The 11,547-nt window shown below is 43.9% G+C and carries 7 protein-coding genes; all 7 read left to right on the forward strand.

What is annotated here, in order from left to right; genetic code table 11:
- Window positions 1–1,340: C39 family peptidase (locus tag HZC12_09625; protein MBI5026962.1), on the forward strand; the 1,340-nt coding region annotated here is incomplete at its 5' end.
- Between the two features lie 176 nt (window positions 1,341–1,516).
- On the forward strand, window positions 1,517–2,098 hold the full coding sequence (locus HZC12_09630; GenBank protein ID MBI5026963.1) for a hypothetical protein: 582 nt from the start codon (window positions 1,517–1,519) through the stop codon (window positions 2,096–2,098).
- A 413-nt stretch (window positions 2,099–2,511) separates the two neighbouring features.
- On the forward strand, window positions 2,512–4,662 hold the full coding sequence (locus tag HZC12_09635; protein MBI5026964.1) for a glycosyltransferase: 2,151 nt from the start codon (window positions 2,512–2,514) through the stop codon (window positions 4,660–4,662).
- A gap of 2 nt (window positions 4,663–4,664) precedes the next feature.
- Window positions 4,665–5,396, forward strand: a complete 732-nt coding sequence (gene bcsS / locus HZC12_09640; GenBank protein ID MBI5026965.1) for a cellulose biosynthesis protein BcsS — start codon at window positions 4,665–4,667, stop codon at window positions 5,394–5,396.
- Window positions 5,397–5,722: 326 nt separating this feature from the next.
- On the forward strand, window positions 5,723–7,732 hold the full coding sequence (locus HZC12_09645; protein MBI5026966.1) for a peptidoglycan DD-metalloendopeptidase family protein: 2,010 nt from the start codon (window positions 5,723–5,725) through the stop codon (window positions 7,730–7,732).
- A 531-nt stretch (window positions 7,733–8,263) separates the two neighbouring features.
- Window positions 8,264–10,282 carry a diguanylate cyclase gene (locus HZC12_09650; protein ID MBI5026967.1) on the forward strand — a complete coding sequence of 673 codons (2,019 nt, stop codon included), beginning with the start codon at window positions 8,264–8,266 and terminating at the stop codon, window positions 10,280–10,282.
- Window positions 10,283–11,547: ATP-binding protein (locus HZC12_09655; protein MBI5026968.1), on the forward strand; the 1,265-nt coding region annotated here is incomplete at its 3' end.

The following is an 11,547-nucleotide window of genomic DNA, read 5'->3' on the forward strand; positions in this document are numbered from 1 at the left end:
AACCTGCTATTGCAAATATAAGCGTCAAAGAAAAAGCCGGTTTTACAGAAATTCAAATAGAAAGTAATTCTCCATTTACTTATGCCATGTATAAGACATCAGACCCGCATAAGGTAGTGGTAGAGCTCAACAATATAGACCACGGTAAATTTACTGAGAAAATTGTTGTTGGGAGGGATGGGATTATGGAAATAGTGCCTACTAAGATTGATGACCCTCAGTCTCTGGCAAGGCTTGATATTACCCTAACTGCACCTGCTGAAGTTAAACCCTCTCTGAAGGGAAATTCATTAATACTCTATGTTTTAAATTCAAGCCCTGAGGTCAAAAATGTTAAAAAAGAAGAAGAGAAACCTGCTGTAGCTAAAATATCTGAGCCCCAAAAAGAAGAAGATAGCTCTGGCGCTACCACAGTTATGGTCAGGACAAACTTTGGCGGATATTTAAGCAAAAAGGTTGTCTCTGTAAGGGAGATGAGGTTTAAAGACATTGTCCCTCAGCAGTATGACTTTAGCTGTGGTGCGGCATCAATGGCAACGATTTTTAAATATCTTTATGGCGTTGAAGGGGTAAAAGAGGAAGAGATTGTAAAGGACATGATAGCAAAGGGCGATCAGGATCTGATAAAGGAGAAGGGCTTTTCCCTTCTCGACATGAAGAAATACGCAGAAAGACATGGTTTTCAGGCAAACGGCTATAAGGTAAAGGCCGAAAACCTGTCAAAGCTCAGAATCCCGACCATTGTCCTTATGAATACGAGGGGCTATACACACTTCGTGGTTCTTAAAGGCGTAAAAGACGGAAGGGCTTATTTAGCTGACCCGGCTGCCGGAAACAGGGCAGTCCCGCTTGAAGAGTTTATGGAATCATGGGACAGTGTGGTCTTTGTAGTGTATAAGAAAACAGACAGAGACCTTACGCTTACGCTCAACACAGCCATGAGGCCACCGGTTAGTAATGTTTTAAGGCTCACAGAGCGTTTATTGGTAGCATCGCTGATGGCGCTGGTTGTTGTATGGACGACGCCTGCGGGGGCATTTGTAGGGATCTATTCTGACAGACTTGAGGTGAACGGGGAGGTCCTTGGAAAGGCCATCAATGAGAAAGAGATGAACAGCCTGAGGGGAACTTATATGGGCTTCAACTTTTCAGTGCTTTTTGAGGGGTGGTGGGACACCCTTGGAAATTACAATGCAACCCTTGTAACAGGCGGCAATACAGGCACAGCAGGTAGCATAGCGAAGGCAAGCCTTCCTGAAGGCACGCAAGTAAATATTCAGGCATCTGTTGGCGATCTCGGTGGTTCAAAAGGTATATTCCAGATAACACAGGTCCCCTGAAGTGGCAATATTGTGACGAACAATATGATAGTAAATATTCAAATCATTCAGGTACTGGGAAATACTATCCAGAATCTTCCGACTCTGCCCTGGCATTGATTAACAGGGAGAAGTTTTATGAAGACCTCCGCTTCTCCCTATTATTTACTGCTTCGGAAAGGAGGTTTAGAGGTTTAATGATACATCGGAAATGTTCAGGTCCGATTGTTAAAGGACAGTTATGCCTTATTTTTATTTTTGTTGTTTTCTCAGTGTGTTATCTTGCGGTGCATTCTTATGCCCAGTCGCCTGAGGAGATAAAAAAGCAGTTAATAAAAAAGGGCATTTCCGAAGAAGTAATTAATATCCTCAACCCTCGCTGTCAGGAAAGTCTGAATATGAGGCTTCCTGCAGAAGTTGTCTGGTATGCGACCTTTGACCGTGATGCAAAGAGCGTTACCATTGACTTTCAGACAGGCGGGAAGACCCACAACTCAATAACAGTTGTCTCTCTCAAAGGTGGTGGATGCATGACCGTGCATAACACTGTTATTATGACTATTGGAGCATGCAAGGCAGAGGCAGAGTGGTGGATAAACTCCTACAAAAAACGCGGGGTGAAGATCAAAATAGAAGAAGAAGGCCAGCAGCGCATATATCTGAGCGCTGAGGGGAACCTCGGGGTTAAGGTATATTTATATCCGATGGGCAACCTCTGCATGCAGGTCTTCAGGAATGTTGAAACAGTGAAAGAGCTTAAAAAAGAGCCTAAAAAATAACTTGCCAGGGGTTTAACAAAAAGTGTCAGAATTTTTTGCACGACGGTTGCCTGCGCTTTGTAACCCCTTGTTTTATAAGCTTTTATTTTTTTGTATGCTTCTTGCTATTATTTTGTTTGTAAAACATGTGGGTTCAGGTTTGTAGTCGGAGATTCGTACCGAACCTAAACACGAAATTTTTACCCCGACGCTTCGGGGTAAAAATTGGTTGTTAAGAAAAATAACATCTTGACAGGAATTTTTCTTTAGTTAAGATATATTTCTGTTCTTGTGCTTTTCTATGGATTTTCGCTGAAGCCTGCTCCAGAGCGAAAGTGTCATTTCGAGTGTAACGAGAAATCGTTCTCATTAAAGATTCCTCCCTCGAAATAAATTTAGGAGCGGAATTAGAACGTCCCAAGGAGAAATAATGTATGGAAAAGGATATCCCTTATGAAAAAAGAGAGAGGTGGATTCATACCCTTGCCCTTCTCTCTCTGTGTGTAAGTACATATTATCTCATCTATCGTCTTAGCACATTTAACCTTGATGCCTTGACCTTCTCCATTGTTCTTTACAGTGCTGAGGTCTATGGATTTATAACCACCCTGATGTTTTTCTTCATGGTCTGGAAGCTGAAGAAAAGAGTTCCTATTACCCTCAGACACGGATTAACTGTTGATGTCTTTATCACGACCCTGAATGAGCCTCCTGATTTACTCAGAAAGACTGTGCTCGGATGTCTTAAAATGAAATATCCACATAAAACATACCTCCTCGACGATGGAAGAAGGCCAGAGGTTAGGGCGCTTGCAAAGGAACTCGGATGTGAATATATAGCAAGGCCAGACAACAGGGATGCAAAGGCAGGAAACCTCAACTACGCCCTTCCGAGGACGAATGGAGAATTTATAGCTGTCTTTGATGCAGACCATGTGCCCCAGCCTGATTTCCTCGACAAACTCCTCGGATATTTCAATGATGAGAAAGTAGCCTTTGTCCAGATTCCACAGGATTTCTACAATGTGGATTCCTTTCAGCACAGGCTTACAAATGGTAAAAATGTCTGGACAGAGCAGTCTCTGTTCTTTTCACTTATACAGCCGGGAAAGGACAGGTGGAATGCAGCCTTTTTCTGCGGCAGTTGCGCTGTGCTCAGGCGTAAGGCTTTAGAGGCTATTGGAGGCTTTGCAACAGGCACAGTAACAGAGGACATCCATACGTCTATAAAACTCCATGCAAAAGGCTATAAATCTATTTATCACAATGAGAGCCTTGCCTATGGCATTGCTGCCCCTGTGCTTTATCCCTTTCAGGCCCAGAGGCTCAGGTGGGGCCAGGGAGCCATGCAGGTATTTATAAGGGATAACCCCCTGTTAAAAAAGGGACTTACCCTGCCACAGAGGATATGTTATCTTGCCTCAATGACCACATACTTTGACGGCTTTCAAAGGGTTATCTATTTCTTTTCTCCTATAATTGTTCTATTTACAGGGCTTTTCCCGATTAGCGCCTTCAATATAGATTTTCTCATAAGATTTATTCCTCATCTCGGCCTCTCACTCTGGGCCTATGAGGAAATAAGCAGGGGCTTTGGCCGAACCTTTCTCATTGAGCAGTACAATATGGTCAAGTTTTACACCTTCATTAAGACATCCCTGGGGCTTTTTATAAAGAAGAGACTGCGATTTAAGGTGACACCAAAGACAGAATTTGACAAGACGACTATAGGGATGCTCCTGCCCCAGGTGCTGATTGCAGTAGGAAGCCCTATTGCCATTATCTGGGCACTCTCAGGGATTGGCTCCTTTAAGGAGACTGACAGAGGAATTATATATGCCAACATCTTCTGGGCAATGATAAACACAGGGCTTGCCTACACAGTTATCAGATATGCCATAAGGAAAATACAGAGGAGGAGGAATTTCAGGTTCCCTGCTATTATCCCTGCCTTTGCAACCTTTCCCAATCAGGCAAAACAGTTGGTTGTAGTAGAAGACCTCCATGAAAAAGGAGCCTCTGTCTGCTGTTTTTACAAACTACAGACAGGCTGGACATTCCCCCTGCGTCTTATCCTTGCTGATAAGGCAGTTGAGGTAAACGGGAGGATTCTTAATGTAAGGGAAGCCCGTGTCAATGGCATGCCAATTTTCTACCATGGCATTGGGTTTAATGGACTTTCAAGGGAAATCAGGGATGCAATTATTGGCTTTAATTTCTCTTATGCCCTTAACAGGATGATGGGTGACCTTTCTGTTTCAGAAGAAACCCCATTTCTGAAGCTCGGCCGTATGTTTAGGGGGGAGACCCTTCAAAAAAGAGATGTAAGAAACCCGTATCACTTACCAGGGACCTACAGGATAAACGGCGCTGAGAGTCTGCCATTTGTTACAGAAGACCTCAGCGATCACGGCATGAGGATATTCACATATCATGATATTAAGGAGGATGTAATATCCTTTGACCTCCCCGATGAGAAAGGCTGGCGTTCTCTTAAGGGAAGGGTTACGTGGCGTAAGGAGATAGATTTTCATGGAGACAGGGCCTGGCGCTTTGGTGTGAAATTTCTCACAGGAGGGGTATAAAGATGCAGCGACAACTTCTTCGACTTATAGGTCTTATAGTACCTATTTTTTTTATTTTGTTTTCTGCCTCAACTTCTATGGCGGCTTCATACAGTGTGCTTGCTGGAGGGGAAGCTGACACAGAAAGCCAGGAATATTTATATACAGGCATAATAGTAGAGGAGCCTCTGCGGCAGAACCTCTCCATTATGGGAAAACTCTGGGTTGACTACCTTACATATAAGTTTGAAAGAGACAGCGAGATAATAAGGGCCAGGGCCCCTGCTTTTCAACCTGCTATTGGAGTGAAGTTCTCAGGCCAGGACTGGAGCACAACCTTCTGGGCAGGCTGGGAGCACAGAAACACCAAAATCAAGCCTTTCAGGGAGGATGTAGAGGTCAGGGGGACTACAGACAGCCTTGTGCTTCAGGCAGAGCTCGATAGATGGATAAAGGCCATGACGAATCTTAACTTTATTATCAGCTACAGCACTGAAAACAGCTATATCTGGTCACGAGGGAGATTAAAACAGGAGCTGTCGTCTTATCCGCTTGGCCGCGACCTTCCTTTAAGAGTAGGGCTTGAGGTTATCGGACAGGGAAACAAGGACTATAGCGCTTTTCAAGTCGGGCCTCTGGTAGAAATTTACAGCCCTTCAAAGAAGGTTTCCTTCCTGATTCACGGAGGTTATAAAAACAGCTCGAGCATCCCCAGCAGCGCTTATGGAGGCATTGAGCTATATTTTGGCTTTTAAAAGGATGTCAGGCAAGTCGGAATTGACTCGTTCCGAGATGCCTGACCTATAATCGATTTATTGGCTATATTGGACAATGAAATAATGAATTACCCCGTTAGAAAGAAACTCACACCCTCGCTGTCTAACGGGGTTACTCCCAAAATCATTTGTCTCCACCGTAATCTTGACCCGAAAATACCCCTCACCCCCGTATCAAGTACGGGGCAGGCTCTAACCCTCTCCCACAAAGGGGAGAGGGGATCTACTACTGTCCCCCCTCCCTTGCCCGCCCCGCTTCGCGGAGCGAGGCCGGGATGGGAGGGGGCGAGGGGGGTTTATTACTGATGCACGTGCAAACTAATACAAGTCTTGTTAAAAAGAATATACCCCTGAAAAAGGAACTTGATCTTTTGAAGGGAAATATATCCGCAAGAAATTTTAAGAGATATAGAAAACAGGCTGAGGCGGTAGTCAGATTTTTAAATTTAAATACAGGCGCATATAAAGGTAAGATTGTTGATTGGTCAGATGGGGCTTGCGTAATTATTGAAGACGACCTTTCACTTGAATCAAGCACTCTGGTGGATATAAAAAATCAGGACTCTGGAATATCGCTCCTGGGTGAAGTGATATGGACAGAGAAGTTGGCCAACGGGCTCAAGGCAGGGGTCAAGAGGGTTGACAATCTTAGAGGTTCTCTAAAGGATTTCAGACTCGCAGATGTGCTGATCGGACTTCATAAGAGTAAAGGTACGGGAATTCTCGAAATAAACAATGGGGCAATACAAAAAAATATATATATTAAAAATGGAGACATAATCTTTGCATCTTCTAACCTGGTAGATGACCACCTCGTAGAGATTCTTTTAAATGGCGGCAGGATTACAAGAGAGCAGTACGATAAAGCCGTTGAGGTAATGGAAAAAACGGGTAAATCCTATGAGACGATCCTCGTTGAACTTGACTATCTAACCCCGCAGGAACTCCTTGAAGCACTAAAATGTCAGGTCGAGGGGATTGTCATGGGCCTCTTTACTGTTGAAGACGGTAATTTTGAATTCCAGGAGGGCCCCTTTTCTACAGATGAAGTGATGGTAATCTTTAACCTCAATACTACCATAAATCTCATATACCTGGGCATCAAGAGGATTAATTATTCCGAGTATGTAAGAGAGAGGGAGCACTCGATGGATACTGTTTTGTCTCTATCTCAAGATTCTGCAACTCTCCTTCGTGACCTTTCCCTTGACGATACCGACAAAAGGATTCTTCTCTTTATAAATGGCAGGAACTCTATAAGGAAGATTTTGAGTCTTTCTCCATTAGGTATGTTTGAAACCCTCAAAACCATTTACGCCTTACAAACAATCGGGGTTATTGAGATAACGGAAGAGAATGAGGTCCTTCCAGAACCTCCCCATGAAGAGATAATCAGCGAACGTAAGGTTGAGCCTATTATGCCATTGCGAGCACTATCTCCCTCTCCTTCCCAGGAAGAGATAATCAGTGAACACGACCCTGAGATAGATAAAGAGCTTGTGGAAAAGGTAGAAGATTTACATCGCAAATATAAGACCATTGAATATCGTAGTTCTAAGCCCTTCAGCCGTAAGATACTTTTTGTTGGAATCATCCTCTCAGTTGCCATCTGGATTCTTATAGTTTTAGCTTATGTTGCTGTAAGTGCCTCTGAGCAGCGTAAGATGAAGGAGAAACTAAGCTATTACTCTGAGAAGTTTAGCGAGCTACAGGTGACTATGGAGGCATTGAACAAGGCTGAATCTGAGTTCAGGAGAATATTCTCGCTTGGGACAAAAGAGAAGGTGCTTGAAAGTATTCATACTTCTGCTAATGACTCAATCGACATGGAAGTATTGAAGGAACAGATTTCGAATACAATAGCGACTGTAGAAGGGATAAAAGAATATCTGAGTCAGCAAAGGGACATCTATATGGCAACACCTAAGGGTTGGCCTGTAATTGGGAGGGTGACATCGCCATATGGCAAACGTAAGCATCCTGTGCATGGCGGTGATGATTTCCATTCGGGTGTAGACATCGCTGTTACCCCAGGCACCCCTATGATGGCAACGGCAGATGGTATTGTGAGCTTTGCTGGGTGGAGTGGAAACAGTGGAAACCTTGTGGTTCTGGAGCATGGCTTTGATTACTCCACAGCGTATGCCCATGCCAGGAGGATTGATGTAAAGGTTGGCCAGCTTGTGAAAAGAGGGGATATAATTGCGTATGCTGGTTCGACGGGAAATTCCACAGGCTCCCATTGTCACTATGAAATATGGAAGGATGGGAACCGTGTAAACCCTATGCCCTTCATAGAAGGAGAGGGCACCTAAAAGGCGGGGTTTTCTTTCTAATGAGGTAAAGTAGATTATACTCACTCCGGTCTACTGTAAAGAAACTTTACAGTAATTTTTGTTTCTGTCAAAGATGTTTACACTTAAGCCCTTATTTCTGCCTATTTTTCATAAAGAGCTTGATTCATAATGGGTTTATTTACTGGTATACCTTTTGCTAAATTTAGATCGATGTTATACGGTCCTCTGTGCTTTTTTGTCATGAAAATGCATAGCGCTCGCTAACCCCACCCCTTGGGGCGGGGTTAGCGAGCGAATATAAAAGGTAATAATTCCTTACATTTCGAAGATTCCCCGTCCCGAAGTTTCGGGACTGCGGGGAGCTTCAAAATGACACTTCCTCCCTTGAAGCCCTCCACGAGGGAGGAGGGGAGGAAAGGGCAAATTTGTCAGTGCGACCCGTACCGGGATTGTCAAATAAATGTCATTGACGCGATATATATCATTTGTGTTAGTCTTTTTTAATTCTGGTTAGAGGCAAAAGAATATTATGTATTTTGGGGGGACGCCTTGATCAGTACTGAGAACTCACAACACCTGAATGCCCTTTTTTTATCAGATGAATGGAAAGCCCATCTGAGGACCCTTTCTGATGCCGCTGGATTTAACCTCAGCATTTATTCAGAACAGGGCGAGCTAATCTTTTCTACAGAGGATTATATCCCCATGTGCAGGGGGCTCTTGTCTTCTCCGGAGTTTAAATCTAAATGCGATACTTACTGCCGTGTCACCATGATGAGTTCTATTGAGAAGAATAAACCTGTAATCTACAAGTGCTATGCAAAGATAATGAGTTTTTCCATACCGGTTGAATATTTCGGTGAAAAGGCGGTAATTGTAGGGCAGGGGTCATTTTCCACGTACGAGGATTTTCTTGAATTCGCAAAGCTTTTAGCCCTTTCAAAGGTCAAAGATTTTCCTGTAACAGGCCCTCTTAAGTTTATCAGCGCCGAACAGGCAAAAAATGCGTGCCGCTTTGTGAGCAGCTCTGTAAATCAGCTATTAAAAAATGCCCAGGAAACCCTCATCCTTAAACAAAAGACGGACAGACTAAAGGCGGTTCTGGGCATGTGGGGCTTTGCCAGCAGGGAAAAACCCGAGACCCTTTACAAATATATGATAGCCAATCTGTTTAGCCTCCTCGACCTTAAGGAGATTGCAGTTTTTTCCCTCGACAGGGCACAGGGCGCCTATGTGGGTGTTTGCAGCCTGAAGAGAGCTGACAAAGGAATAAACGGCCACAGCATCAGCGAGAGGGATATTATAGTGCAGGAGATTTTAAGGAACAAGTCGTTTGTTTCATCGATGGAGCCTTTAATGGGCGTCAGGGCTGATTTCCTGAAAGACATAAAGACCTTTTATTTTTTCCCCATTTTCGTCGATCATGAATTAGAAAGTATTCTGGGCATCTTTGAAAGCCCGCTTAAAGAGGCTGACATAAAAATTGTTAATGCCTTCTGCGTCCAGACTGCGATAGCTCTGGAGAATCAGAAGCTGCATTTTGAGATGCATGCAAAGGTTGCTAAATTTGCTACTATTTCAGAACTCACCAGCGAGATGGCCTCTGTCTTTGGCTGGGAGAACCTTTTGCAGATGATACTGAATAAGTCCACGGAGTTTCTCAAAGCAGAGCAGGGCTCTCTGATGATACTCAATAAGGAAACTGAAGTGCTGCTTCTTGAAGCAAGGAAGGGTATAGCTGAGGGCATAACAGAAAAACTTAAAATTCAAAAAGGCGAGGGTATTGCCGGAAGAGTAGTTGAACTCGGCGAGCCATTCCTCGTTGAGGATATCGAGAGTGACCCGAGGATAAATCAAAAAAACAGGCTGCGGTACAAGACAAAATCTTTTATCAGCGTGCCTATAAAGATCGATGACCGCGTTATCGGCGTGCTGAATATAGCAGACAAGACAACAGGAGAGGTCTTTAATGAAGAGGATTTAAAATTTGTTCAATCCTTTGCAACCCAGGCCGCTGTTGTGATAGAGAGGAATATGCTTTATAAACAGGCAGAGGAATTAAAAAAGTTATCCATAACAGACGCCCTTACAGGCCTTCTCAACCGTAGATACCTGCACAGCAGGCTGGAAGAGGAGATGTTGCGTTCAGAGAGGCATGCCCGGCCCCTGAGTCTTTTAATGCTGGATATAGATGGTTTTAAGGGTTACAATGATGCATTCGGCCATCCAATGGGTGACAGGGCACTTAAGATAGTGGCTGACAGGGTGTTAAACTCTGTAAGGTCGATAGATATAGTGTCCCGTTATGGCGGCGATGAATTCATGGTAATCCTGCCTGAAACTGATAAGACATTGGCCCAGAGCATAGCAGAGAGGTTAAGAATCGACATGGCTGAAACCGAAATGCCTCCTGAGGGTTTACCGGCACCGTGGAAGTTTACAGCCAGCATAGGCATAGTTTCCTATCCTGAAAATGGTAAGACAATTGATCTGCTTCTCGAAAATGTTGACAGGGCTCTTTACAACGCTAAGAATAAGGGAGGAAACAGAATAGAGGTTTTTTCATAAATGCCATTAAGGACACTTCCTGAAAAAGATTTTTTTGGCAGGAAAGAAGAGCTGATAGAGTTATATAGCAGATCCCTTGAAGCAGAGAAAGGCATAACGCAGAGTGGTTTTCTTTCTGGGCTGAGGGGTATTGGTAAAACAGAGCTACTCAAACAATTGTTCAACCATTTGTTCTGGGGGCAGGCTAAGGTAGCCCCTTTTTATTACTGCGTCAACAGCGGCATACTCTCTGTTCCAGATTTCTCAAGGGATTATTTAACGCATTATATCCTCCAGAGATTTGCCTTTGAGAAAAAAGACTCCTCTCTCATAGGCATGGAGGGGTTATCGCTTGAACGCTTATCTTCAATCGCAGAGGAGAGGAAATCTACCTGGGCGCTTGATCTGCTTGACAGATATAGCCAGAGCTGCCAGGAACCGATAGATTCTATACGCATTGCGCTGAGCGCTCCCTACCAATCAGCCCTTGCCACTGGCGTGCCTGTAGTTGTAATGATAGATGAGTTTCAAAGGTTAAAAAATCTTCACATCCATGGAGCTGTTGACCACATGCTCGTAGCCCTTTTTGAGGAACCTGTGTCATGCAGGGTGGCGCCGCACCTTATTACAGGCAGTCAGGCTGAAATTCAGGAAATACTTTTCTCCAGCAGCGCATTGTCTGGCAACCTTGCGAAAATAGATGTGCCACCCCTTAAATTAGAAGACGCCACTTTAATGTTTTTATCCCTGCAGGGCAGATACGGGGGGATTAAGAGTAGTGTGCCAGATGCCGTATTTGAGTATCTCGGAGGCAACCCCTTTTATATTAAATGCATGGCAAAGGCAGTAAGGTTTAAAAAATCCCGAGAAATCGGAGAAAAAGATTTCTGGACGGCTTACCTGGAGGAAATCTCCGGCGGTAATATCTATCTTTACTGGGCATCAATTCTAAAAAGTTTTTTCCCGGAAGTGAGCCTGAGAAGAAAAGCCCTTGAAATTCTCAATAAGATTAACTCCGCTGGCGAATCACTTACCAGTGCCAGGATTTCGAGGTCTTTTTCTTTAAGCGGTGAGCAGACAGAGGGCATCATGAAAGCCCTTTACCTTTCAGGCTTTGTAACCGGCGAATTCGGTGTTTTCAGAATACCGAAAGACAGAGGATTAAGAGACTTCATAGATTGTCTTTGCATGAGAGAAATCCTTGAGAAGTCTTACAGGGACTTTGAGACAAAATTCCTTGAAAGGTCAGCAAGTATTAAAGATAAAGGTGTCTCCTTTGAAATGAC

Source organism: Nitrospirota bacterium (genome assembly GCA_016214385.1).
Classification (GTDB): Bacteria; Nitrospirota; Thermodesulfovibrionia; order UBA6902; family JACROP01; genus JACROP01.

What these genes read in the sequence shown, in the direction of transcription:
- bcsS (MBI5026965.1), top strand. Translation starts at nt 4,665, where the DNA reads ATGCAGCGACAACTTCTTCGACTTATAGGTCTTATAGTACCTATTTTT.
- HZC12_09630 (MBI5026963.1), top strand. Translation starts at nt 1,517, where the DNA reads ATGATACATCGGAAATGTTCAGGTCCGATTGTTAAAGGACAGTTATGC.
- HZC12_09645 (MBI5026966.1), top strand. Translation starts at nt 5,723, where the DNA reads ATGCACGTGCAAACTAATACAAGTCTTGTTAAAAAGAATATACCCCTG.
- HZC12_09635 (MBI5026964.1), top strand. Translation starts at nt 2,512, where the DNA reads ATGGAAAAGGATATCCCTTATGAAAAAAGAGAGAGGTGGATTCATACC.